The organism is Streptomyces sp. NPDC004327 (assembly GCF_042873935.1).
In the GTDB taxonomy this organism is placed as follows: domain Bacteria; phylum Actinomycetota; class Actinomycetes; order Streptomycetales; family Streptomycetaceae; genus Streptomyces.
This window is the reverse complement of the sequence record NZ_JBIAME010000002.1, coordinates 453,396-477,873: the sequence shown is the minus strand read 5'-3', so window position 1 is coordinate 477,873 and position 24,478 is coordinate 453,396. Positions and strand designations below refer to the sequence as shown.

The 24,478-nt window shown below is 71.3% G+C and carries 21 protein-coding genes; 10 read left to right on the top strand and 11 right to left on the bottom strand.

The window, feature by feature from the left end:
• The first annotated feature begins 68 nt into the window (after positions 1–68).
• Complete coding sequence (locus ACFYU9_RS08135; protein WP_389343645.1) at positions 69–1,193, top strand: M48 family metallopeptidase; 1,125 nt, start codon at positions 69–71, stop codon at positions 1,191–1,193.
• Here the strand turns inward: ACFYU9_RS08135 and ACFYU9_RS08130 are convergent.
• From ACFYU9_RS08130 to rfbA, 8 genes are all read right to left on the bottom strand, one after another.
• Positions 1,178–2,257, bottom strand: coding sequence for a hypothetical protein (locus tag ACFYU9_RS08130; RefSeq protein WP_389206083.1), 1,080 nt, complete (start codon positions 2,255–2,257; stop codon positions 1,178–1,180). The genes ACFYU9_RS08135 and ACFYU9_RS08130 overlap by 16 nt on opposite strands.
• Before the next feature lie 88 nt (positions 2,258–2,345).
• Complete coding sequence (locus tag ACFYU9_RS08125) at positions 2,346–2,915, bottom strand: hypothetical protein (protein ID WP_389206085.1); 570 nt, start codon at positions 2,913–2,915, stop codon at positions 2,346–2,348.
• Between the two features lie 92 nt (positions 2,916–3,007).
• A complete protein-coding gene (locus ACFYU9_RS08120; RefSeq protein WP_389206086.1) occupies positions 3,008–4,291 on the bottom strand; it encodes a glutamate-5-semialdehyde dehydrogenase in 1,284 nt (427 codons plus the stop codon).
• Between the two features lie 145 nt (positions 4,292–4,436).
• The gene (locus ACFYU9_RS08115) at positions 4,437–4,949 is read right to left on the bottom strand and encodes a hypothetical protein (protein WP_389343642.1); all 513 of its coding nucleotides are present in this window, start codon (positions 4,947–4,949) and stop codon (positions 4,437–4,439) included.
• Positions 4,950–5,156: 207 nt separating this feature from the next.
• Positions 5,157–6,293: a glutamate 5-kinase gene (gene proB, locus ACFYU9_RS08110; RefSeq protein ID WP_389343639.1), complete on the bottom strand. Its 1,137-nt coding sequence runs from the start codon at positions 6,291–6,293 to the stop codon at positions 5,157–5,159.
• A 68-nt stretch (positions 6,294–6,361) separates the two neighbouring features.
• Positions 6,362–7,351: a UDP-glucose 4-epimerase GalE gene (gene galE, locus ACFYU9_RS08105; protein WP_389343636.1), complete on the bottom strand. Its 990-nt coding sequence runs from the start codon at positions 7,349–7,351 to the stop codon at positions 6,362–6,364.
• Between the two features lie 112 nt (positions 7,352–7,463).
• On the bottom strand, positions 7,464–8,069 hold the full coding sequence (gene rfbC / locus ACFYU9_RS08100; protein WP_389206094.1) for a dTDP-4-dehydrorhamnose 3,5-epimerase: 606 nt from the start codon (positions 8,067–8,069) through the stop codon (positions 7,464–7,466).
• A 79-nt stretch (positions 8,070–8,148) separates the two neighbouring features.
• The gene (gene rfbA, locus ACFYU9_RS08095; protein WP_389206096.1) at positions 8,149–9,027 is read right to left on the bottom strand and encodes a glucose-1-phosphate thymidylyltransferase RfbA; all 879 of its coding nucleotides are present in this window, start codon (positions 9,025–9,027) and stop codon (positions 8,149–8,151) included.
• Positions 9,028–9,107: 80 nt separating this feature from the next.
• Between rfbA and rfbB the strand changes: the two genes are divergently transcribed.
• From rfbB to ACFYU9_RS08050, 9 genes are all read left to right on the top strand, one after another.
• Entirely contained in the window at positions 9,108–10,094 is a 987-nt protein-coding gene (gene rfbB / locus ACFYU9_RS08090; RefSeq protein ID WP_389206098.1) for a dTDP-glucose 4,6-dehydratase, read from the top strand.
• Positions 10,094–10,984, top strand: coding sequence for a dTDP-4-dehydrorhamnose reductase (rfbD, locus tag ACFYU9_RS08085; protein ID WP_389206100.1), 891 nt, complete (start codon positions 10,094–10,096; stop codon positions 10,982–10,984). Before rfbB ends, rfbD begins: the two co-directional genes overlap by 1 nt.
• Positions 10,981–12,255 carry a hypothetical protein gene (locus ACFYU9_RS08080; RefSeq protein WP_389206102.1) on the top strand — a complete coding sequence of 425 codons (1,275 nt, stop codon included), beginning with the start codon at positions 10,981–10,983 and terminating at the stop codon, positions 12,253–12,255. Before rfbD ends, ACFYU9_RS08080 begins: the two co-directional genes overlap by 4 nt.
• A 165-nt stretch (positions 12,256–12,420) precedes the next feature.
• On the top strand, positions 12,421–12,831 hold the full coding sequence (locus tag ACFYU9_RS08075; protein ID WP_389343633.1) for a DUF2304 domain-containing protein: 411 nt from the start codon (positions 12,421–12,423) through the stop codon (positions 12,829–12,831).
• The gene (locus ACFYU9_RS08070; protein ID WP_389206106.1) at positions 12,828–13,562 is read left to right on the top strand and encodes a glycosyltransferase family 2 protein; all 735 of its coding nucleotides are present in this window, start codon (positions 12,828–12,830) and stop codon (positions 13,560–13,562) included. The genes ACFYU9_RS08075 and ACFYU9_RS08070 overlap by 4 nt, the downstream gene beginning before the upstream one ends.
• The gene (locus tag ACFYU9_RS08065) at positions 13,559–14,497 is read left to right on the top strand and encodes a glycosyltransferase family 2 protein (RefSeq protein ID WP_389206108.1); all 939 of its coding nucleotides are present in this window, start codon (positions 13,559–13,561) and stop codon (positions 14,495–14,497) included. Before ACFYU9_RS08070 ends, ACFYU9_RS08065 begins: the two co-directional genes overlap by 4 nt.
• Positions 14,498–14,583: 86 nt before the next feature.
• Positions 14,584–16,836 (top strand): CDP-glycerol glycerophosphotransferase family protein, encoded by a 2,253-nt coding sequence (locus ACFYU9_RS08060; protein ID WP_389343630.1) that lies wholly within the window; start codon positions 14,584–14,586, stop codon positions 16,834–16,836.
• A 67-nt stretch (positions 16,837–16,903) separates the two neighbouring features.
• Positions 16,904–20,515, top strand: coding sequence for a CDP-glycerol glycerophosphotransferase family protein (locus tag ACFYU9_RS08055; protein WP_389343627.1), 3,612 nt, complete (start codon positions 16,904–16,906; stop codon positions 20,513–20,515).
• 20 nt (positions 20,516–20,535) lie between these two features.
• Positions 20,536–22,065 (top strand): hypothetical protein, encoded by a 1,530-nt coding sequence (locus tag ACFYU9_RS08050; RefSeq protein WP_389343624.1) that lies wholly within the window; start codon positions 20,536–20,538, stop codon positions 22,063–22,065.
• A 262-nt stretch (positions 22,066–22,327) separates the two neighbouring features.
• On the opposite strand, the gene obgE is transcribed toward ACFYU9_RS08050, so the two are convergent.
• From obgE to rplU, 3 genes are all read right to left on the bottom strand, one after another.
• Positions 22,328–23,767, bottom strand: a complete 1,440-nt coding sequence (obgE, locus tag ACFYU9_RS08045) for a GTPase ObgE (protein ID WP_389206116.1) — start codon at positions 23,765–23,767, stop codon at positions 22,328–22,330.
• Between the two features lie 107 nt (positions 23,768–23,874).
• Positions 23,875–24,129, bottom strand: coding sequence for a 50S ribosomal protein L27 (gene rpmA, locus ACFYU9_RS08040; RefSeq protein WP_389206118.1), 255 nt, complete (start codon positions 24,127–24,129; stop codon positions 23,875–23,877).
• Positions 24,130–24,143: 14 nt separating this feature from the next.
• Entirely contained in the window at positions 24,144–24,464 is a 321-nt protein-coding gene (gene rplU / locus ACFYU9_RS08035; RefSeq protein WP_265862363.1) for a 50S ribosomal protein L21, read from the bottom strand.
• Positions 24,465–24,478 lie beyond the last annotated feature (14 nt).

Here is a 24,478-nt window from a genome sequence, read left to right as displayed (position 1 = left end):
TAGCCCCCTCGCCTAGGCTGGGTCGCGTCAGGGGGACGAGCACCGACTCGTACGAACAGGGGGCATCCATGACCGATCATCACCAGGAGAACCTGCCGGGCCGACGGCGCAAGCGCTTCCCCGGGATCTCCTCGCGGGCCTACGAACACCCGGCCGACCGCTCGGCGCTGGTCGCGCTGCGCAGGCTGAGCGGTTTCGACACCGTCTTCAAGGCGCTGAGCGGTCTGCTGCCCGAGCGCAGCCTGCGGCTCCTCTTCCTCTCCGAATCCGTGCGGGTGAGCGACGCCCAGTTCACGCACCTCAACGACATGCTGCGGGACGCCTGTTACATCCTGGACCTGGAGAAGGTCCCGCCGATGTACGTCACGCAGGACCCCCAGCCGAACGCGATGTGCATCGGCCTCGACGAGCCGATCATCGTCGTCACCACCGGCCTGGTGGAGCTGCTCGACGAGGAGGAGATGCGGGCCGTCATCGGGCACGAGGTGGGCCACGCGCTCTCGGGCCACTCCGTCTACCGGACGGTGCTGCTCTTCCTCACCAGCCTGGCCCTCAAGATCGCCTGGATTCCGCTGGGGAACGTGGCGATCATGACGATCGTCGCCGCGCTGCGCGAGTGGTTCCGCAAGTCGGAGCTCTCGGCCGACCGGGCCGGGCTGCTCGTGGGCCAGGACCTGCAGGCGTCCATGCGCGGCCTGATGAAGATCGCGGGCGGCAACAACCTGCACGAGATGAACGTGGACGCGTTCCTCGCCCAGGCCGACGAGTACGAGAAGAGCGGCGACCTGCGCGACTCCGTGCTGAAGATCCTGAACGTGCTGCCGCGCTCGCACCCCTTCACCACGGTCCGCGCGGCCGAGCTGAAGAAGTGGTCGGAGACCCGCGACTACCAGCGGATCATGGACGGCCACTACCCGAAGCGCTCGGAGGACAAGGACACCTCGGTGACCGACTCGTTCCGCGAGTCGGGGCGGCACTACGCGGACACCGTGAAGAACAGCAAGGATCCGCTGATGAAGCTGGTCAGCGACATAGCCGGCGGCGCCGGGGACCTCGCGGGCGACCTCGGCGGGAAGCTGTTCGGCCGCTCACGCCAGGACCGCGGCCGGGAAACCGGCCAGGACTCCGGCCAGGACTCCGGTCAGGGCTCCGGCGCGGCCCCCGGCAAGGACCCCGGTCAGAAGGACGGCTGAGCGCTCGGCGCGAGGACGCCGCAGACCGCGGAGACGGTGGGCGCGGCCGTGGCGTACGGGTCGGTGGCGGCCTGCCGGCTGCGGTCGGCGGCCCGCTCGCCGGCGAGCAGCGGGCGCAGCGAGCCGGTGGTGTCCGCGTCGCAGGACTGCGGACCGGCCTGGACGGCGCTGGTGAGCAGCTCGGCGCGGTGCATCCGCAGGTCCTCGCGGTCGAAGCGGAAGCGCAGCTCGCGGTGGACGGTGAACAGCGAGGCCCGCGGGGCCGGGCCGTTGCCGGCGGTGGCGGGGCGGACGGCGTAGGTGAAGGTGTGGTCCGCCGTGACCTCCAGGAGGTCCGTGTTGATCTCCGCGAAGCGCAGGGTGCCCTGGACGCGGACGGAGGGGTCGGCGAGGACGACCCGGCGGGAGTCGAAGCGGACCAGCCAGCCGGCGACGGCGTGCCGGCCGTCGTCCACGGGCGCCTCGACGCTCCGGTCGAACTGCGCCTGCTGGTCGGGGTCGATCAGCAGGCGGGGCGGGCGGACGGTGAGACCGGCCAGGACGTCGGGTTCGAGGGAGGAGGCGACCAGGTAGTCCTTGGCGATGCCGAGGGCCGTGACGACCTGGGACTCGGAGAAGTGGGTGGTGCGCCCGGCCAGCGGCAGGTTGATGCCGGCGGCGCCGGTGCGGTACTCGGCGGCGGGGCTGTGGCCGAAGAGCTGCTGCGGAGTGCCGCCCGGGACCGGGCCCTGGGGGGCGAGCGGGACGACCGTGGAGCGCAGCGGCTCGGCCGGCTGGTCGACGGGGGGCTGGTAGGGGTTGCGGACGCCGAGATAGACCGCGGTGCCGAAGGCGAGCAGGATCAGCAGGACGAGCAGCAGGGCCTGCCGGGAGCCGCTGCGGCCCTCCCAGGCGGAGCGGGCGCGGACGGCCTGGGCGTGCTCGCCCATCCGTTCCCGGGCGGAGAACTCCTGGAGGCGGGCAGCACGGACGAACGCCTCGTCGAAGACGACGGATCGGTATTCGTCCTCACCGCCGGGGAGTCCCTCAGGGGTCCCCTCAGGCGGGTCGCCACGCCCTGCCATACCTTCAGGGTAGGTCGGCGGAAGCTCCGGTAAACGCCCAGGTACACGACAACTTCGCAAGAAATGCGACGAGGCTGCGGCGAACGGGTCAAGGGGTGCCGGGAGCGGCCGGGACGGGGGGCGCGGAGGGAGCCGTGGCCATGGTGGGGACGGCGCGCGGTTTGTCCACGTCGGCGGCGGGCGGCGGGGGGATGCGGTCCTGCCGGTTGTTGGCCGCGCCCCGGTAGACGGCGCTGAAGGCGAGGGCGACCATGCCGACGCCCATCACCAGGGCGAGCACCCAGGCGACCGGGCGGTGCCAGCGGGCGCTGTTCCGGTAGGGGCGCAGGGCGCCGCCGTGCGGGCCGTAGGGGCCGAGCTCGTCGTCGGCGGTGTCCGGGTCGTAGCCCTCGGGGAGGCGGCCGGCGTCGTAGCCGTCGAAGAGGTCGTCGTCGGCCAGACCGGCCACGGCACGGGCGCGGGCGGCCTCCGCCTCGGCGCGGGCCTGGGCGGCGGCGAGCAGCCGCTCGACGGCGGTGGGCTCGTGGACGGTGGCGGCCCGTACGAAGTCCTCGTCGAAGACCACGGTGGCGAAGTCGTCGTCTGCGCCGCCGCGGTCGACAGAGTCCTCGGGGTCCTCGCCGTTCGGGAACGGCATGCCCCCCACGTCGTCCGGCACGGGTTCAGAGTAGACCCGGGAGGGCGTTTTGGGCAGGGAAAGCGCGAGCCGTCCCTGCCCTCTTCCGGCCGCCCGAGGGCCGGGCGAACGGGTTATCGGATGTGGCCGTCGCCGGTCACGATGTACTTGGTGGAGGTGAGTTCCGGGAGGCCCATGGGGCCCCGGGCGTGCAGCTTCTGGGTGGAGATGCCGATCTCGGCGCCGAAGCCGAACTGTCCGCCGTCCGTGAAGCGGGTGGAGGCGTTGACGGCGACGGTGGTGGAGTCGACCAGCTGGGTGAAACGGCGGGCCGCGGCCTGGGAGGTGGTGACGATGGCCTCGGTGTGACCGGAGGTCCAGAGCCGGATGTGCTCGACGGCCCGGTCCAGGGAGTCGACGACGGCGGCGGCGATGTCGTAGGAGAGGTACTCGGTCTCCCAGTCCTCGGGGGTGGCCGGGACGACGGTGGCCTTGCCGCCCTCGGCGAGGGCGAGGACCCGCTCGTCGGCGTGGACGGTGACGCCGGCCTCGGCGAGCGCGTCGAGGGCGCGCGGCAGGAAGGCGGCGGCGATGTCCTTGTGGACCAGGAGGGTCTCGGCGGCGTTGCAGACGCTGACCCGCTGGGCCTTGGAGTTGATCAGGATGTCGACGGCCATGTCGATGTCGGCCTCGGCGTCCACGTAGACGTGGCAGTTGCCGGTGCCGGTCTCGATGACGGGGACGGTGGACTCCTCGACGACCCGCTTGATGAGGGAGGCGCCGCCGCGCGGGATGAGGACGTCGACGAGGCCGCGGGCGCGCATCAGCTCGCGCACCGATTCGCGGGACTCGCCGGGGACGAGCTGGACGGCGTCGGCGGGCAGTCCGGCGCCGCCGACGGCGTCGCGGACCACCTTCACCAGGGCGGTGTTGGAGGAGTACGCGGAGGACGAGCCGCGCAGCAGGACGGCGTTGCCGGACTTGAGGCAGAGGGCGGCGGCGTCGACGGTGACGTTGGGCCGGGCCTCGTAGATGATGCCGACGACGCCGAGCGGGACGCGGACCTGGCGCAGGTCGATGCCGTTGGGGAGGGTGGAGCCGCGGACGACCTCGCCGACCGGGTCGGGCAGGGCGGCCACGTGCCGGACGTCGGCGGCGATGGCGCGGACGCGCTCGGGAGTGAGGGTGAGCCGGTCGATGACGGACTCGCTGGTGCCGGCCTCGCGGGCGCGGGCGACGTCCTCGGCGTTGGCCTCGACGATCTCGGCCGTGCGGACCTCCAGGGCGTCCGCGACGGCGAGCAGGGCGTCGTCCTTCGCCGCGCGCGGGAGTGGCGCGATCTCGGCGGCGGCGGCACGGGCCCGGTAGGCGGCCTGGGTGACCGGGGACATGTTGTCGAAGGGCATGAGCGAGGTCATGTCCGCAGGGTACTGGCACCCCTGCGGACATCCCTCACGTGTCCGCCGGCCGTCCCGTTCTGCGAGACGTCGGCGGGCGGGGCTCCCGCCCCCGCGGCATTGGCCGGTTCTCGGTCATCGCGGGGCCCTGGTCCCGGTGCCGGTCTCAGTAGGGGTGGACGCCGACCGGGGCGGCCGGCGGCGGGCCGTATCCCTCGGCGATCCGCTGGTGGTAGGTCTCGCGGTCAATGACCTCCAGGCCGACGATCTCCCACGGCGGCAGCTGGGCGCTCTGCCGGTGCTCGCCCCACAGCCGCAGCGCGACGGCCGCGGCGTCGTGGAGGTCGCGGGCCTCCTCCCAGTAGCGGATCTCGGCGTGGTCGTTGGCGTAGCGGCTGGTCAGCAGGAAGGGGTGGTCATGGGCCAGCTGTTCCAGGGCCCGGCGCACCTCCTTCAGCGGGGCCTCCCGCCCGGAGACGCTGAGGGTGATGTGCCAGAGCTTCGACACCTCCATCTCCGCCTCCGGCTCCGCCGCGGCCTCCCGGCCCCGTGCCCGTGTGTCCTTCGCGGACTCCTCGTCGATGTCGTCGATGTCGTCGAAGTCGGCTCCGGCCTCGACGCTCGTCAGGGCGCGTTCGGCCGTCCCGCGGGGGTGTGCCCCTGGGCGCGCTCGTCTCACCGGCGGCCTCCTGTGTGATGCCTGTGCTGCGTGCGTGTCGCATGCTGCTGCGTTCTGCTGCGCGTGCTGTCTTGCCCGCCCCCTCGTGCTCCCCGAGACAAAGTTGACCAGTCCCGGGCGGCGCATGGGGCGGTTTTGGTAAAGGTCCCTACCGGATGACCAGACTTTCAGCCGTTTCGGTTCACAGGCGGGAGTTTCACGAGCTGCTCACATCACGACGAGGTCATCTCGGTGCACGACCTCGCGCTCGTACTCGGGACCCAGCTCGCGGGCCAGGTCACGGGTGGACCGGCCGAGCAGCCGCGGCAGTTCCTTGGCGTCGAAGTTGACGAGGCCGCGGGCGACGGGGCGGCCCGCGGTGTCGCGCAGCTCCACCGGGTCGCCGGCCGAGAACTCCCCCTCGACGGCGGCGATTCCGGCGGCGAGGAGCGACTTCTTGCCGTCGACGACGGCGGTCACGGCCCCGTCGTCGAGGACCAGCGCACCGCGCGGGGTGGAGGCGTGGGCGAGCCAGAGCAGCCGGTCGGCGGAGCGGCGGCCGGTGCGGTGGAAGTACGTGCCCGTGTCGCGGCCCGCGAGGGCGTCGGCCGCGCGGCTGGCGGAGGTGAGGACCACGGGGATGCCGGCGGCAGCGGCGATCCGGGCCGCCTCGACCTTGGTGACCATGCCGCCGGTGCCGACGCCCGCCTTGCCGGCGGAGCCGATCTCGACGTGGGCGATGTCGGCGGGGCCGGCGACCTCGGCGATGCGCGAGGTGCCGGGCTTGGCCGGGTCGCCGTCGTAGAGCCCGTCGACGTCGGAGAGCAGCACGAGGAGGTCGGCGCGGACGAGGTGGGCGACGAGGGCGGCGAGCCGGTCGTTGTCGCCGAAGCGGATCTCGTCGGTGGCGACGGTGTCGTTCTCGTTGACGACCGGCAGCGCGCCCATGGCGAGCAGCTGGTCGAGGGTCCGGTAGGCGTTGCGGTAGTGGGCGCGCCGGCTGGTGTCGTCGGTGGTGAGCAGCACCTGGCCGACGCGTACCCCGTAGCGGGCGAAGGAGGCGGTGTAGCGGGCGACGAGCAGACCCTGGCCGACGCTGGCGGCGGCCTGCTGCCGGGCCAGGTCCTTGGGGCGGCGGGTCAGGCCGAGCGGGGCGAGGCCGGCCGCGATGGCGCCGGAGGAGACCAGGACGATCTCCTTCTCGCCACCGCTGCGGACCTTGGCGAGGACGTCCACGAGGGCGTCCACACGGTCGGCGTCGAGCCCGCCGGACGCGGTGGTCAGCGAGGACGAGCCGACCTTCACGACGATCCTGCGGGCTTCCGTCACGTACTGCCTTGCCACTGTCACCTGCGTCGACCCCATCGTGCCCGTCCTGCTCGCCTCGGCTGTCCGTCGCGCAATCTACGCGAGTGCGTTTCCGCGGCGCCCTTCTATTCCGGCTGCTGGACGCCGCCGCCGGTGTGCGCGGCCCAGGCCGAGGCGATCATGGAGCGGACGTCGTGGCGGGCCTTCCAGTCCAGCTCGGCGGTGATCCGCTCGGCGGAGGCGACGACCTTCGCCGGGTCGCCGGGGCGGCGTGCGACGACCTCGGGGGCGACCGGGCGGCCGGTCACCTCGCGGATCAGGTCGATCATCTCCCGTACGGAGACGCCTTCGCCGCGCCCGATGTTGAGGGTGAGGTCGCGTGGCTCGCCTGCCGCCGCGTACGCGTCGAGGCGGCGGGCGGCGGCCAGATGGGCGTCGGCGAGGTCGGCGACGTGGATGTAGTCGCGGACGCAGGTGCCGTCGGGGGTCTCGTAGTCGTCGCCGAAGATCAGCGGCGGCCGGCCGGCGTCGAGGCGCTGGAAGACCATCGGCACGAGGTTGTGGACGCCGGTGTCGGCGAGTGCGGGCTCGGCGGTGCCGGCGACGTTGAAGTAGCGCAGGCAGGCGGTGGCCATGCCGTGGGCGCGGCCGACCGAGCGGACCATCCACTCGCCGGCGACCTTCGTCTCGCCGTACGGGCTGAGCGGGGCGCACGGGGTGTCCTCGGTCACCAGCTCGGTGTCGGGCATCCCGTACACCGAGGCGGAGGAGGAGAAGAGGAAGCCGCGCACGCCGGCCGCGGCGGCGGCCTCCAGGAGGACCTGGAGGCCGGTCACGTTCTCGCGGTAGTAGAGGAGCGGGCGTTCGACGGACTCGCCGACGGCCTTCTTCGCGGCGAGGTGGACGATCCCGTGGACGTCGTGCTCGCGCAGCACGCGGTCGGTGAAGGGCCGGTCGAGGACGCTGCCGCGCTCCAGCGGTACGCCCGCCGGGACCCTGGCCGGGTCGCCGGTGGACAGGTCGTCCAGGACGACGACCCGCTCACCGGCCTCCGTCATGGACTTGACGACATGGGAACCGATGTAGCCGGCGCCGCCGGTGATGAGCCACGTCATTCGGGCAGCCTAACCCGAAGCGGACGGGGCCAGGGGCGGTCCGGGCTCAGCGCCGGCCGGGCCCCCGGCTCACACCCGGGCCCCGGCCCCCGGCTCACACCCGGCTCCGGACTCAGCCCCGGTTCGCCAGCGACGCCCGGAACGCCAGGCACTCCTCGTACACCGGCAGGATCCCGGCCTCGCGGGCCTGGGCCAGGGTCGGGCTCTGGGCGTCCTTCGCGGAGAGCTCCGGCTCGCCGTCGACCGGCCACTCGATGGCGATCTCCGGGTCGAGCGGGTGGATCCCGTGCTCGCGCTGCGGCGCGTACCCCTCGGAGCAGAGGTACGAGACGGTGGCGTCGTCCGTCAGCGCGCAGAAGCCGTGGCCGAGACCCTCGGAGAGGTAGACGGCCTTGCGGTCCTGGTCGTCGAGGCGGACGGCCTCCCAGCGGCCGAAGGTCGGCGAGCCGACCCGGACGTCGACGATGATGTCGAGCACCGCGCCGCGCACGCACGTCACGTACTTCGCCTGGCCGGGCGGCACGTCGGCGAAGTGGATGCCGCGCACGACGCCGGCGGAGGAGACGGAGAGGTTGCCCTGCTTGAGGTTCAGGGGGTGACCGGCGGCCTCGGTGAGGGCGTCCGCCTTGTACCACTCCAGGAACAGACCGCGGGCGTCACCGTGCTGCTGCGGGACGAACTCCCAGGCACCTTCGATGCCGAGCGGGTTGACCTTCATGGATAGTGCCGCTTCCTTTTAATGGACTTCTCATGAATGGACCGCTGTCCCGGGAAGACGCTTCCCGGGACCGGACCGCTCAGACCCGCTCGGCCTCGTACGCGAGCAGGTTGAGCAGATAGTCGCCGTATCCGCTCTTGGTGAGCGGCTCGGCGAGGCGGCGCAGCTGGTCGTCGTCGATGAAGCCGGCCCGCCAGGCGGCCTCCTCCAGGCAGCCGATCTTCATGCCCTGGCGCTCCTCGACCACGCGGACGTACTCGGACGCCTGGACGAGGGACTGGAAGGTGCCGGTGTCGAGCCAGACGGTGCCGCGGTCGAGGACCGAGACCTGCAGCTCACCGCGGTCCAGGTAGTACTTGTTGACGTCGGTGATCTCCAGCTCGCCGCGGGCGCTGGGCTCCAGGCCCTTGGCGATCTCGACGACCCGGCCGTCGTAGAAGTAGAGGCCCGGCACCGCGTAGCGGGACTTCGGGTTCTGCGGCTTCTCCTCGATGGAGCGGGCGACGCCGTTCTCGTCGAAGTCGACGACACCGTAGGCGGTGGGGTCGGACACGGCGTGCGCGAAGACCACGCCGCCCTCCGGCTGCCCGTACTTCGCGAGCTGCCGGCCGAGGCCGACGCCGTGGAAGATGTTGTCGCCGAGGATCAGGGCGACGGGCTCGTCACCGATGAACTCCTCGCCGATGACGAACGCCTCGGCGATGCCGTTGGGGTGCTCCTGCGTGGCGAAGGTGATGTCGAGCCCGAAGTCCGAGCCGTCGCCGAGCAGGCGCTCGAACTGGGGGCGCTCCTCGGGGCCGGTGATGACCAGGATCTCCCTGATCCCGGCCATCACGAGGGTCGAGAGGGGGTAGTAGATCATCGGCTTGTCGAAGACCGGCATCAGCTGCTTCGACACGGCCCGGGTGATCGGCCAGAGTCGGGAGCCGGTACCACCGGCGAGCAAAATTCCACGCATGGGCAAGCAGCCTACGGCAGCCCCGGCAGGGGGGCGGACCGCCTGGCGTCCCGGCCCCAGCCCATAGAATGGTGTCCCTTATGAGGATTCTGGTCACCGGCGGCGCCGGGTTCATCGGTTCACAGTTCGTACGGGCGCTGCTCTCGGGAGAGCTGCCTTCGGGTGAGGGCGCCCAGGTCACCGTCCTGGACAACCTCACCTATTCGGGGAACGAGGCGAACCTCACCCCCGTGGCTGACAAGCCCGGCTACACGTTCGTCCACGGCGACATCCGCGACTACGCGACGGTGGACGACGCGATGCGCGGCCAGGACGCCGTCGTGCACTTCGCGGCCGAGTCCCACGTGGACCGGTCGATCCTCGACTCCTCGCCGTTCGTCACCACGAACGTGCTGGGCACGCAGGTGCTGCTCGACGCCGCCAAGCGGCACGGCGTCGGCCGCTTCGTGCACGTCTCCACCGACGAGGTGTACGGCTCGATCGCCGAGGGCTCGTGGACCGAGGACTGGCCGCTCGCGCCGAACTCCCCGTACTCGGCGTCCAAGGCGGGCTCGGACCTGCTGGCGCTCTCGTACCACCGCACGCACGGCATGGACGTCGTCGTGACCCGCTGCTCCAACAACTACGGGCAGTACCACTTCCCCGAGAAGATGATCCCGCTGTTCACGACGAACCTGCTGGACGGGAAGAAGGTGCCGCTGTACGGCGAGGGCCTGAACATCCGCGACTGGCTGCACGTCTCGGACCACTGCCGGGGCATCGAGATGGTGCTGCGCGGCGGCCGGGCCGGTGAGGTGTACCACATCGGCGGCGGCACCGAGGTCACCAACAAGGAGCTCACCGGGCTGCTGCTCGACGCCTGTGGCGCGGGCTGGGACATGGTCGAGCACGTCGAGGACCGCAAGGGCCACGACCTGCGCTACTCGCTCTCCATCGCCAAGATCCAGGAGGAGCTCGGCTACACGCCGCAGGTCACCTTCGAGCAGGGTCTCGCCGACACCGTGCGCTGGTACCGCGAGAACCGTGCCTGGTGGGAGCCGCTGAAGGCCAAGGCGGCGCTCTCCTGATGGACATCGCACAGACCCGCTGGCTGATCACCGGCGCGGCCGGGATGCTCGGCCGCGACCTCGCCGACGTGCTCGCTGAGGCCGGCGCGGACGTCACCGCGCTGACCCGCAAGGACCTCGACATCACCGACGCCGAGGCCGTGCGCGCGGCCGTCGCCGGCCACGACGTGGTCGTCAACGCCGCCGCCTGGACCGACGTCGACGGCGCCGAGACCGAGGAGGCCGCGGCCACCCGGATCAACGGCGACGGGCCGCGCGCCCTCGCCGGGGCCTGCGCCGGATCCGGCGCGGTGCTGCTCCAGGTGTCGACCGACTACGTCTTCCCGGGCGACGCCACCGAGCCGTACCGGCACGACGCCCCCACCTCGCCGATCAACGCCTACGGCCGCAGCAAGCTGGCCGGCGAGCGGGCCGTCCTGGAGCTGCTGCCGGAGCGCGGTTACGTGATCCGCACGGCCTGGCTGTACGGGGCGCACGGCCGCAACTTCGTGTCGACCATGCTGGGCCTGGCCGGGCAGCGCGAGACCGTCGACGTGGTCGACGACCAGCGCGGCCAGCCGACCTGGACCCGGGCGCTCGCCCGGCAGCTGCGCGACCTCGGGGCGCAGGCCCTCGCGGGCCGCGCCCCGGCGGGCGTCTACCACGGCACGGCCGCGGAGACGGCGACCTGGTTCGACCTGGCGCGGGCGGCCTTCGAGCTGACCGGCCTGGACCCGGAGCGGGTGCGCCCGACGACGTCCGAGAAGTTCGTGCGGCCGGCCCGCCGGCCCTCGTACAGCGTGCTCGCCCACGAGCGCTGGGCCGACGCGGGCGTCGCGTCCCAGCCGCACTGGCGCGAGCAGCTGACCGAGGCGCTGCGGACCATGACGACGGACGGGTCCGGCGCGTGACCCTGCTCGACCGCATCACCACCGCGCTGCCGCGCGGCACCGCCTTCGTCGGCATCGGCACGGCGCTGCTCGGCGGCGCGAACTACGTCCATCTCGCGGCGGCGGGCCACTCGCTCTCCGTCGACGACATGGCGAGCTTCTCCGTCCTGTGGACGGTCGTCGCCTCCGTCGGGCTCGGCCTGTTCTTCCCGGTCGAGCAGGAGGTCACCCGGGTGGTGGCCGCCCGCGTGGTGGCCGGCGACGGGGCGCTGCCGGTGCTGCGGCGCGGCGCGGCGCTCGCCGGCGGGCTGCTCGCGGCGGTGCTGCTGCCGCTCGCGGTGTTCTCGGGACCGCTCGCCGATCTGTTCTTCCACGGCGACCGCAGCCTGATCTGGGCGCTGGCCGGTGCCTTCACGGCGCTCGCCTGCGCCCATCTGACCCGCGGCATGCTGGCGGGGCTCGGCCGCTTCGAGGCGTACGGGCTCCAGCTGGGGCTCGACGGTCTGCTGCGGATCGTCCTGTCGGCGGGCCTGGCGTTCGCCGGGGTGACGTCCCCGTTCGTGTTCGCCTCCGTGATGACCGTGGCACCGCTGATCTCGGTCCTGGTGACGCTGCCGTCGGCGCTGCGCGGGGCACGGCCCGGGTCGACGGCCGAGTGGCGGGAGCTCATCGAGCACCTGGGTCTGCTCGTCGGCTCGACGCTGCTCGCGCAGGTGCTGGTGAACGTGGCCGTGATCAGCACCAAGCTGATCGCGACCGACCAGAGCGCCCTGGTGGCGGCCCTGCTGTCGGCGCTCGTCGTGGCGCGCGTGCCGGTGTTCGTGTTCGGCGCCTTCCAGGCGTCGCTGCTCGCGGGCCTGTCCACGGCGCAGGCCGAGGGCGACCGGGACCGCTACCGGCGGCTGCTGCTGCGGGCCTGCTCGATCACGGCGGGTCTCGGCGCGGCCTTCGGCCTGGTCGCCGTCACTCTGGGTCCCTGGATGCTGCCCGTGCTCTTCGGGTCACCGCACGTGCTCGGGCCGGTCGACTTCGCGTGGCTGTCGCTCGGCACGACGCTGTACCTGCTGGCGATGGTGCTCGGTCAGGCCCTGCTGACCAGCGGCGCCGCACGGCAGCAGCTGATGGCCTGGATCATCGGCACGGCGGTGCTCGTGGCGGTCACGCTGAGCCCGCTGGAACTGCGCAGCAGGGTCGAGATCGCCTATGCCCTGGGCGCTCTCGCGGTCGTCACCGTCATGACACTCGTTCTTCGCTCTCGTGTAGGCTACCGCTCGGTGCACTCATCGGAATGATCACCATTCCCTCGCTCTCCGTGACCGGTCCGAGACCAGTTCGACCTTCGAGGTCAGCGGAGCGTGGGTGTAGCCTGCGGCGCCCTTCGCCCCCACCTTGGAAGAGTAGACAGGCCCTTTCCTCATGAGTCATCCGATAGACCGGAGCCCGGCGTGAAGTTGTGGATGCTGACTTCGGTGACCGGAGTCTTCCTCGTCGCGTGCATCGTGGAGCTGCTGCGCCGCCGCAAGCTCAAGGAGAAGTACGCGTTCCTCTGGGTCCTCACGGGCCTGGTCATCATCCCGCTCGGCTTCTTCCCCAGCGGTCTCGACAACCTGGCGCGCAAGGTCGGCGTGGCATCGGGCGTCAGCCTGATCCTCTTCCTCAGTGTCGCCTTCCTCTTCATCGTCTGCCTCCAGCTGAGCAACGAGGTGGGCCATCTGGAAGAGGAGAGCCGCACCCTCTCCGAGGAGGTCGCGCTGCTCAGGCTCGACGTGCAGGACCTGCAGGGCCGGTTGAAGGAGACCCGGGAGCTGCTCCCGGAGACGGACGAGACCGCCGGCCGAGGCGCCGCCGGACAGGGGGACCGCTCGTGATCGACGGCAAGCGCGTCCTGATCATCATGCCCGCGTGGAACGAGGCCGAAGGCGTCGCCGACGTCGTCAAGGAGGTCCACACCACGCTGCCGGGCGTCGACGTCCTCGTCGTCGACGACGGCTCCGCCGACGACACCGCCCGGGTCGCCCGCGCGGCCGGCGCGACGGTGATGAAGCTCCCGTACAACCTGGGCGTGGGCGGCGCCATGCGCGCCGGCTACCGCTATGCGTACGAGCACGGCTACGACGTCGCCGTGCAGGTCGACGCCGACGGCCAGCACGACCCGCGCAACGTGCCCGAGCTGATCGCCCGCCTCGACGCGGGCGCCGACCTGGTGATGGGCGCGCGGTTCGCCGGCACCGGCGACTACGAGACCCGCGGCCCGCGCAAGTGGGCCATGCTGGTGCTCGCGTTCTGGCTGTCGCGGATGGCTAAGACGAAGCTGACCGACGTCACGTCCGGCTTCCGCGCCTCCAACCGCGACCTCATCGACGTCTTCGCGCACTGGTACCCGGTGGAGTACCTGGGCGACACGGTCGAGTCGACCATCGCCGTGGTCCGGGCCGGCTACCAGGTCGAGCAGGTGCCCGTGGCCATGCGCCCGCGCGCCACCGGCACGCCCAGCCAGTCCCCCTGGAAGGCCACGCTCTACCTGGGCCGCATCGGCATGATCCTGCTGCTCGCGATCAGCCGCCGCTCCGCCCTCGGCCCCAAGAGGAAGTCCAAGTGACCGAGGAAGCCCGAGAGACCGACGTCCCGCGGACCGGGGTGCAGACCCTCGACATCATGCTTCCGCACTACGGCGACACCGGTCTGATGCAGGCCGCGGTGCGCAGTGTCCTGGAGCAGTCCGACCCGGACTGGCGGCTGACGGTCGTCGACGACGGCAAGGAGCCGGGCGTCCCGGAGTGGTTCGCCTCGCTCGGCGACGACCGGGTGCGCTACCAGCGCAACGAGCAGAACCTCGGCATCACCCGCAACTTCCGCAAGTGCGTGGACCTGGTCGAGTCGACCCACTTCTCCATGCTCGGCAGCGACGACCTGCTGCTGCCGAACTACGTCGCGACGATGCGCGCCGCGATCGCGGCCGTGCCCGGCGCGGCGATCTACCAGCCGGGCGTCGAGGTCATCGACGAGCACGGCATGCCGGCCACCACGCTCGGCGACGAGGTGAAGAAGCGGCTCTACGCGCCCAAGGACACCGGGCGCCGCCTGGTGATGTCCGGCGAGCCGCTGGCCGCGAACCTGCTGGGCGGGAACTGGCTGTACTTCCCGTCGATCGTGTGGCGCGCCGACGCGGTCAAGGAGATCAGCTTCCGCGAGGACCTGTCCGTCATCCAGGACCTGGCGCTGATCATCGAGCTGGTGCGGCGCGGCGAGCGGCTCGTCGTCGAGCCGGCCACCGCCTTCCGCTACCGGCGCCACTCCGGCAGCCTGTCCTCCTCCGAGGCCGTCTCGGGTGCCCGCTTCGGCGAGGCCGTGCGGTTCTTCCAGGAGGTGGCCGGCGATCTGGACCGGCACGGCTGGCCGAAGGCCGCCCGGGCCGCCCGACGGCACCTGTCCATGCGGCTGCACGCGCTGACAATGGTGCCGGGGGCCCTGAAGCACCGTCAGTCGGACGCCGTGCGCACACTGTTGAGGTACGCCCTGACCAACGCTCGATGACCGTCCCGGCGGGGCGGCGGGACCCTTCCCGCCGCCCCGCCGGACTCTGTCCGTCCGCCCTCAGCCCCCTTCGGAAGCCCAGCGAAATGACTCCCACGCAAGCAGCAGCACGGCCTTCGACCGACGCGGCCGCGCCCCGGTTCAGCATCGTCGTCCCGGCCTACGGCGTCGAGGCGTACCTGCGCGACTGCCTCGACTCGGTGCTGAGCCAGTCGTTCACGGACTTCGAGCTGATCGCGGTCAACGACGCCTCGCCCGACGCGTGCGGGGCGATCATGGACGAGTACGCGGCCATGGACCCGAGGGTCACGGCGCTCCAGCTGGCCGAGAACGTGGGTCTGGGCCGCGCCCGCAACGCGGGCATGGCGCAGGCGAAGGGCACCTACCTGCTGTTCCTGGACAGCGACGACACGCTGCTGCCCGGCTCGCTGGCCGCGATAGCGCAGCGCCTGGCGGACACGGACGATCCGGAACTGCTGGTCTTCGACTACTCGCGGACCCACTGGGACGGGCGGATCACCCCGAACGCCAAGGCGAAGGTGCTCGCCGACAGCCCGCAGGGCGCCGTCGACCTGTCCCGGAACCCGGCCCTGCTCGAACTGCTCCAGGTCGCGTGGAACAAGGCGTACCGCCGTGACTTCGTGGAGCGCTGGGGCTTCGAGTACCCGCGCGGCTACTACGAGGACACCCCCTGGACGTACCCGGTGCTGATCGCCGCCGAGTCGATCGCCGTGCTCCCCCGGGTCTGCGTGCACTACCGCCAGCGGCGCCAGGGCAGCATCCTGCACAGCACCAGCCGCAAGCACTTCGACGTGTTCGACCAGTACGAGCTGGTCTTCTCCTTCATCGATGCGCACCCCGAGTTCGACCGCTGGCGCGGGCCGCTGTTCGACCGCATGATCACCCACTTCCGGGTGGTGCAGAACTCCCCCGGCCGGCTGCCCGACGACGCCCGCGCCGAGTTCCAGGCGAAGCTGCAGACGTACGCGGACCGCTACCGGCCCGCCGGTCACGTCCGGCCCGCCGCGACCGCCGCCTCCGGCGCCCGCGGGGCCGTCGGCAGGCTGCCCGCCCCGCTGCGCGGCGCCGCCCGCCGCGCCTACCGCACCGCCCGCCGCGTCAAGGCCGCCCCGCGCGTGCTGAAGAAGCCGCTGCGCGCCGCCGTGCTCGCCGGCTACTACCGGGCCCAGCGGATGCTTCCGGTGCAGAACGACACGGCCGTGTTCGCCGCGTACTGGAACACCGACTACGCCTGCAACCCGGCCGCCATCCACGAGAAGCTGCGCGAGCTGGCGCCGAAGGTGAAGACGACCTGGGTGATCAAGCCCGGCTCGCGCAACACCCCGCCGCCCGGCACGAACGTGGTGCACCCCGGCTCGTTCGGCTTCTGGCGCGCGATGGCCCGCGGCAAGTACTTCGTCAACAACGTCAACTTCCCCACCCGCGTGGTCAAGCGGCCCGGCCAGATCCACGTGCAGACGCACCACGGCACGCCGCTCAAGCGGATGGGCGTCGACCTGGCCGAGTTCCCCGTCGCGCAGGGCGACCTCGACATGCACGCGCTGATGGAGCGGGTGGACCGCTGGGACTACAGCGTCTCCGCGAACAGCTTCACCACCGCCGTCTGGGACCGCGCCTACCCGGCCGAGTACACCAAGCTCGACTACGGCTACCCGCGCAACGACGTCCTGGTCCGGGCCGGCGAGGCGGACCGCGCGGCGGCCCGCGAGAAGCTCGGCCTGGCCGCGGACGCCAAGGTCGTGCTGTACGCGCCGACGCACCGCGACTACCAGGGCGTGCCGCAGCCGCTGCTCGACCTGGAGCAGCTGGCGGCCCGGCTCGGCGAGCAGGGCTTCACCGTGCTGTCCCGGGCGCACTACTTCCACCTGGAGGAGCGGGCCGGCGCGGACACCACCGGTGGGGGCATCGTCGACGTCAGCCGGCACCCGTCGCTTGAGGAGCTGTTCCTCGCCGCGGACTGCCTGCTCACCGACTACTCGTCGCTGATGTTCGACTACGCGCTGCTGGACCGGCCCGTGGTGATCTACGCCAACGACTGGGACGTCTACCGTGCCACCCGCGGCACCTACTTCGACATCCACGTCGAGTCCCCGGGCCACGTCGTGGCAACCGAATCCGACCTTTTGGACGTCTTCCTCTCCGGGCGCTGGTCCGACGCGGAGTCCGCGAAGCTGCGGACGGAGTTCCGGAGGCGGTTCTGTGAGTTCGACGACGGTCATGCCGCCGAGCGGGTGGTACGGAGGGTGTTCCTGAACGAGGAGAATGTACCGCCGGTCGCGCTCCCCACGGAGCGCCCGACGCCTCGCACCCACGGCTAGAGCTACCGTGTCCGGCGAGACGTACGTCGCCGCCACGACGAACACCTTGAAGAAAGGCGCAGTACCCATGCCTCCCCGCCTGTCAGTAGTCGTCCCCGTCTACAACGTGGAGCTCTTCCTCGACGAGTGCCTCCAGTCGATCGTCGACCAGACGTTCACCGACTGGGAGACGGTCGTCGTCGACGACGGCTCGAAGGACGGCAGCCTCGCCATCGCGCGGCGCTGGGCGGAGAAGGACAAGCGGATCCGGGTCGTCGCCCAGGAGAACAAGGGTCTCGGGCCGGCCCGCAACACGGGTGCCGCGCACCTCACCGAGGGCACCGAGTTCCTCACGTTCGTCGACAGCGACGACATCGTCGTGCCGGACGCCTACGCGCGCATGATCGCCAAGCTGGACGAGACGGGCTCCGACTTCGTCAGCGGCAACGTGTGCCAGCTCAAGGCCGGCGAGGTCTCGCCGTCGCCGCTGCACCACAAGGGCCTGGCCGAGGACCGCGACCGCACCCACATCACCCGGGACAAGTCGCTGGTCTACGACCGCACCGCCTGGAACAAGGTCTTCCGCCGCAGCTTCTGGGACAAGCACGCCTTCGAGTTCCCCGGCATCCTCTACGAGGACGCCCCGGTGACCCTCCCGGCGCACTTCCTGGCCTCCGGCGTCGACGTGCTCGCCGAGCCCGTCTACCTGTGGCGGCAGCGCACCGGCGGCGCACCGTCGATCACCCAGCGCCGCACCGAGCCGGTCAACGTCCGCGACCGCATGCGCTCCTGCGACATGGTGAGCCGCTTCCTGGGCGAGCAGCCGGGCGAGGAGTACGCGGCGCACAAGCGCTGGTACGACCAGATCTTCATCAGCAACGAGCTGCCGCTGTACATGGGCGTGCTCGACGAGGGCGGGCAGGAGTTCCGCGAGGAGTTCCTCAAGGGCGCCGGCGACTTCCTCAGCCGCATCGACCCCAAGGTCTTCGGCCGGCTCGACGTGTCGCTGCGGCTCAAGTGCCACCTGATCGCCGAGGGCCGCCTCGAAGAGCTGCTCGACCTGATCACCTTCGAGCGCGAGACCGGCCGCGCGATCCCGGTCACCCGCTCCGGCATGCGCCACTTCGCCGACTACCCGGTGCTCGACAAGGCCAAGGGCGCGGTCCCGCGCGACGTGCTGCGCGTCGACTCCGAGTTCTCGGCGCGCGCCCGCGTGGAGGAGGTCGTCTGGCGGGACGGCCGGCTGCACCTGGAGGGCCACGCCTACATCCGCAACCTGCCCTCGGCCAAGCCCAAGCCGTCGCTGCGCGTCCTGATGATGCGCGAGACCGGCAGCCGGCGCACCGTCCTGGTCCGGCCCAGCCGCATCCGGGCCCCGAAGGCCACCCAGACCTCCGGCCAGGCGCTGCACAGCTACGACTGGTCCGGCTTCGCCATGGACGTCAACCCGGCCAAGCTCAAGGGCCGCGGCGGCTGGCGCGACGGTGTGTGGCGGATGACCGTCGCCACCGTCGAGGCCGGCGTCGTGCGCCGCACCCGGCTGAAGGCCGGCGAGAGCGGCAGCGCCGAGAGCCCCGCCCCGTACTGGGTCGAGAAGGACGTGCGGGTCGTGCCGTTCGTCGCCGACTCCCACCTGTACGTGCGCGTCGACAAGGTCCGCGCCAAGCTGACCGGCCACCGGCTCGCCGACGACGGCGCCCTGGAGCTGACCGGTGTCCTCGGCCACGAGGCCGCCGACGCCGCCGCCAAGCCCGTCCTCCGCCTCACCCACGGCACCTCCGGCAAGAAGCTGGAGTTCCCCGTCAACCGGGTCACCCGTCCGGGTGCCGCCGAGTTCTCCGTGAAGGTCCCGCTCGCCGGCCTCGACGTCGAGGGCCGCGACTCGGAGGACCTGGAGGTCACCGACAAGTGGACCGCCGAGCTGATGCTCGGCAAGAAGGCGCACGCCGTCGCCGTCCACGACCGCCAGGGCGACCTGGGCCGGCAGTACGCGTTCGACGGCACCGACTCCGCCGCCTGGGGCGCCCGCACGGTCGCCGTCGCGGGCGACGGCGCCGGCCGTCTCGTGCTGCGCACCCAGCCGGTCCAGCCGATGATCGCCGAGGCGGCCGTCTCCGCCGAGGGCCTGATCAGCCTGACCGGCGCGCTGCCGCTGGCCGCCGACGGCGCCGCCGAGCAGCTGGAGCTGGTGCTGCGGCACAGCCGGCACGCCGAGGAGCACACCTACCCGGTCACCGTCGAGGACGGCGCCTTCAGCGTCGAGTTCCTGCCCGTGCCGGCCGGCTTCAGCCGGGTGCCGCTGCGCCAGGGCCGCTGGTACCTGTTCGTGCGCACCGTCGGCAGCCGCGTCGAGGTGCCGGTCCGCGCCGTCCCCGCGGCCCTCGAATCGCTCCCGGCCACCTTCACGCTGCGCGGCCGCGAGTACGCGCTCACCCACCGCTTCTACGACCGGCTGCTCGTCGACGCCGCGTCCGACCTGGACGCCGACGACCTCGGCTGGTTCCGCCAGCGCGAGATGCGCACCACCGTGTACCAGGCGGGCCGCCGGGCCGCGCTCAAGGACGTCGTCCTCTACGCCTCCTTCTCCGGCCGCCAGTACTCCGACTCGCCGCGCGCGGTGTACGAGGAGCTGCTGCGCCGGGGTTCGGACCTGGAGCACGTCTGGGTCGTCGAGGACCTGCGCGCCGAGATCCCCGAGGGCGTCCGGGTCATCCGCCGCTGGAGCCGCGAGTGGTACGAGGCGCTCGGCACCAGCCGCTACATCGTGACCAACACCCACCTGCCGTTCTGGATCGAACGCCGCGAGGGCCAGGTCATCGTGCAGACCTGGCACGGCACGCCGCTCAAGCGGATCGGCCACGACATCGACAGCGTCCAGTTCGCGGACCGCAAGTACCTGGAGAAGGTCGCCCAGGAGACCCCGAGCTGGAGCTTCATGGTCTCCCCCAACCGCTTCTCGACCCCGATCATGAAGCGCGCCTTCCAGTACGACGGCGAGATCCTGGAGTCCGGCTACCCGCGCAACGACGGGCTGCTCTCCGACAAGACCGACGACCTGGCGCGCACCGTGCGCGAGCGGATCGGCCTGCCCGAGGGCAAGAAGGTCGTGCTCTACGCGCCGACCTGGCGCGACGACCAGTTCTACAAGGCCGGTGCCTACCGCTTCGACATGCGCGTCGACATCGAGCAGGCCAAGGCCAAGCTCGGCGACGACCACGTGCTGCTCGTCCGCAAGCACTCCAACATCGTGGACGCCGTGCCCGGCGCCGGTGACGGCTTCGTGTTCGACGTGTCCAGCTACCCGGACATCGCCGAGCTGTTCCTCGTCACCGACGTGCTGGTCACGGACTACTCGTCGCTGATGTTCGACTTCGCGAACACCGGCCGCCCGATGCTCTTCTTCACGTACGACCTGGAGTACTACCGCGACCAGCTGCGCGGCTTCTACTTCGACTTCGAGAAGCGCGCCCCCGGTCCGCTCCTGCAGACCTCGGACGAACTGATCGACGCACTGCGCGACATCGACGGCATCAGCGCCGGCTACACCGACGCGTACCGCGAGTTCAAGGACGTGTTCTGCGACCTCGACGACGGCCACGCCGCCGAGCGGGTGATCGACCGGATGCTGGAACTCGCGGGCCAGACCGTCAAGAAGAATCCCAAGACCCCGGAAAGCAAGCCCGCTTCGGAGGAACGTTGAGGCTCCCCTCGGTCCCCATTGTGAACCGGACACTGGAGCGGATCCCGGTCCGGCGGCGCCTGCCGCTGGCCGTGTACGCCGCCACCCAGCTGGTCTTCCTGGTGTGGTGGGCGGCGTTCTACCCGGGCGGGATGAGCTACGACTCCATCTCGTACGTGTGGCACGTGACCACCGGCCACTGGATGTCCAACCACTCCGTGGCCTACGACGGCCTCGTCTGGCTGTCCATCAACCTCACCGGTGACCTCGCGCTGCTCACCTTCGCCCAGACCGTGGCCATGGCCGCGGCGCTGGCGTACGCGGTGACGATGCTCCGGATGTTCGGCGTCCGGGGCAAGTGGGGCTTCGCCGCGGCGGTGGCGTGCGCGCTGCTGCCGGCGATCGGCGTCTTCGTCGTCTTCGTCTGGAAGGACGTGCCGTTCGCGATCGGCGCGGTCGTGGCCTTCGCCGCGGCGGGGCGACTCGCCGCGCGCCGGCTGCGCGGCGACTCCCAGGTGCGGGACCGCGCGTTCCGCAACGAGATCGCCATGCTCTTCCTGGGCTTCCTGGCGATGGGACTGTTCCGCAACAACGGCCTGCTCGTCGCCGTCATCGCGGTGCCGGTGCTGCTGCTCACGCTGCCGAAGATGCGGCGCTGGCTGGTCTTCGCGACGGTCGTGCCGGCGCTCATCTCGGCGCTGCTCAACCTGGCGGTGTACCCGGCGATCGGTGTGAAGACGCCGACCAAGGACCAGGTGTACGCGATGAACTACGCGGACATCGCGGTGGTGTACGGCAAGGTGCCGCAGACCTTCACCCCGGCCGACAAGGCGCTGATGAAGAAGGTCGCCCCGCTGACGCACTGGGGCGGGCGCGCATCGAACTGCTACAACGCCGACTGGGCGATGCAGAAGCCGATGAACCGCAAGGCCGCGGAGAAGTACAACGACCAGCTGATCGACCTGTGGTTCCGGGTCCTGAAGCGGACGCCGGACTACATGATCTCGGCCCGGCTGTGCCGCTCGCACATCGCCTGGTCCCCGTTCCCGGGACCGGCGGACCTGGCCGGCAACACGCTGATCACCACGCCCGCGGTGCCGTCGGACCTGTACGGCTGGGCCGTCTGGAACGACGAGGTCAAGAACAGCCCGTACCGGCCGATCCTCAAGATCCGCCCGCTGTCCGAGACCCTCAACCACGCGGCGACGTTCGTGTGGCGGGCCTCGATCACCCCGCAGCTGCAGTGGCTCCTCGTCCGCGGCGCGTTCTGGTGCTACGCGGCCTACGCCGTCGTGCTCTGGTTCTCGCGCAAGCGCCGCGTGTGGGCGCCGGTCGCCCTGCTCGCGGTCCCGCTGTCGCTCCAGCTCACGGTCGTCGCCGCGAACCCCGCGCCGCTGGCCCGCTACATGTACGCCCCGATCTTCCTCGGCATCCTCTGCCTCCCCCTGATCGGCGCGAAGCCCCGCTTCGGCCGCAAAGGCGGCACGGACCAGTCCGCGTCCCTGACGGTGAAGAAGTCCCCGCCGCGGGGCAACCCGCACCGCAAGGAAGAAACGGTGTCGGCGCTCTGACGCGCTGGCGCTCAGGCGCGTACGCGGCGAAGCACGTGAAAGGGCCCGCCCCCTCCGGAAGGAGGGGGCGGGCCCTTTCGGTGTAGGCGGCTGCTACAGCGCGTTGAACTCGTCGAACTCGCGCTGCGCGTCGTCCTTCTCCGCCTGGCGGGCTCAAGCCCTGACCGCCGCCCTCGCACTGCACGGCCCCAGGGGGCCTCACAGGCTTCGGACGGCTGCGCCGGACTCCGTCCGGCGGTCGTGGCGACCGCCGGCACGGCCACTACAGCGCGTTGAACTCGTCGAACTCGCGCTGCGCGTCGTCCTTCTCCGCCTGGCGGTCCTTGCGGCGCTGGGTGGCCGGGCGGGGGGCGTCGAAGCGGTGGTCCTCGCCTCGGCGGCCGAGCATTTCGGCGCCGGCCACCATGGTGGGCTCCCAGTCGAAGACGACCGAGTTCTCGTCGGAGCCGATGGAGACGCCGTCGCCCGCGCGGGCGCCGGCCTTCATCAGCGCGTCCTCGACGCCGAGGCGGTTGAGGCGGTCGGCGAGGTAGCCGACGGCCTCGTCGTTGTTGAAGTCGGTCTGGCGGACCCAGCGCTCGGGCTTCTCGCCGCGCACGCGGTAGACGTCCTCGGCCTCGTCGTAGGTGACGGTGAAGCCGGCGTCGTCGACCGCCTTCGGGCGGATGACGATGCGGGTCGCCTCCTCCTTCGGCTTCGAGGCGCGCGCGTTCGCGACGATCTCGGCGAGGGCGAAGGAGAGTTCCTTCAGGCCGGTGCGGGCGACCGCGGAGGCCTCGAAGACGCGGTAGCCGCGCGCCTCCAGATCCGGGCGGATCATGTCCGCGAGGTCCTGGCCGTCCGGGATGTCGATCTTGTTGAGGACGACGATGCGCGGACGGTCGTCGAGGCCGCCGTACTGCTTCAGCTCCTCCTCGATGACGTCGAGGTCGGTGACCGGGTCGCGGTCGGACTCCAGCGTCGCCGTGTCCAGGACGTGCACGAGCACCGAGCAGCGCTCGACGTGGCGCAGGAACTCCAGGCCCAGGCCGCGGCCCTGGCTGGCGCCGGGGATGAGGCCGGGGACGTCGGCGATGGTGTAGACGGTCGAGCCGGCCGTGACCACGCCGAGGTTCGGGACGAGCGTCGTGAACGGGTAGTCCGCGATCTTCGGCTTGGCGGCCGAGAGGACGGAGATCAGCGAGGACTTGCCGGCGCTCGGGTAGCCGACGAGCGCGACGTCGGCGACGGTCTTGAGCTCCAGGACGACGTCCTGGAGGTCGCCGGGCTCGCCGAGCAGCGCGAAGCCGGGGGCCTTGCGCCGCGCCGAGGACAGCGCCGCGTTGCCGAGGCCGCCGCGGCCGCCCTGTGCGGCGACGTACGTGGTGCCCTCGCCGACGAGGTCCGCGAGCACGTTGCCCTGCTTGTCGAGGACGACCGTGCCGTCGGGAACGGTGAGGACCAGGTCCTGGCCGTCCTTGCCGGCCCGGTTGCCGCCCTCGCCGGGCTTGCCGTTGGTCGCCTTGCGGTGCGGCGAGTGGTGGTACTCCAGGAGCGTGGTGACGGACTGGTCGACGACCAGGGTCACGTCACCGCCACGGCCGCCGTTGCCGCCGTCGGGGCCGCCGAGCGGCTTGAACTTCTCCCGGTGAACGGAGGCGCAGCCGTGGCCTCCGTTACCCGCGGCGACGTGCAGCTCGACGCGGTCCACGAAGGTGGTCATGGTTGTGCCTCCAGAAAGCTATGTGTCGGAATGTCTATCTAGTAACACGCGAAAGGCGGACCCGCTTCCCGACCGGGAAGTGAGGTCCGCCTCCGCAAAGTTTCCGATCAGGCGACCGGAACGATGTTCACGACCTTGCGGCCGTGGTGCGTGCCGAAGTGCACCGCACCGGCCTGCAGGGCGAACAGCGTGTCGTCGCCGCCGCGGCCGACGCCCGCGCCCGGGTGGAAGTGCGTGCCACGCTGGCGGACCAGGATCTCACCCGCGTTGACGACCTGACCGCCGAAGCGCTTCACGCCGAGCCGCTGGGCGTTGGAGTCGCGACCGTTCCGGGTGGACGATGCGCCCTTCTTGTGTGCCATTGCTCAGTCCCTCTTTACTTCGCGGCCGTCGGGATGGACGTGACCTTGATCGCCGTGTACTGCTGACGGTGACCCTGGCGACGGCGGTAGCCGGTCTTGTTCTTGTAGCGCAGGATGTCGATCTTGGCGCCCTTGGTGTGGTCCACGACCTCGGCCTGGACCTTGATGCCCGCCAGGACCCACGGGTCGCTGGTCACGGCGTCGCCGTCGACGACGAGCAGGGTCGAGAGCTCGACCGTGTCGCCAGCCTTGGCGGTGGAAATCTTGTCAACCTCAACGATGTCGCCGACAGCAACCTTGTGCTGGCGACCACCGCTGCGCACGATGGCGTACACGCGGATCTCTCTCT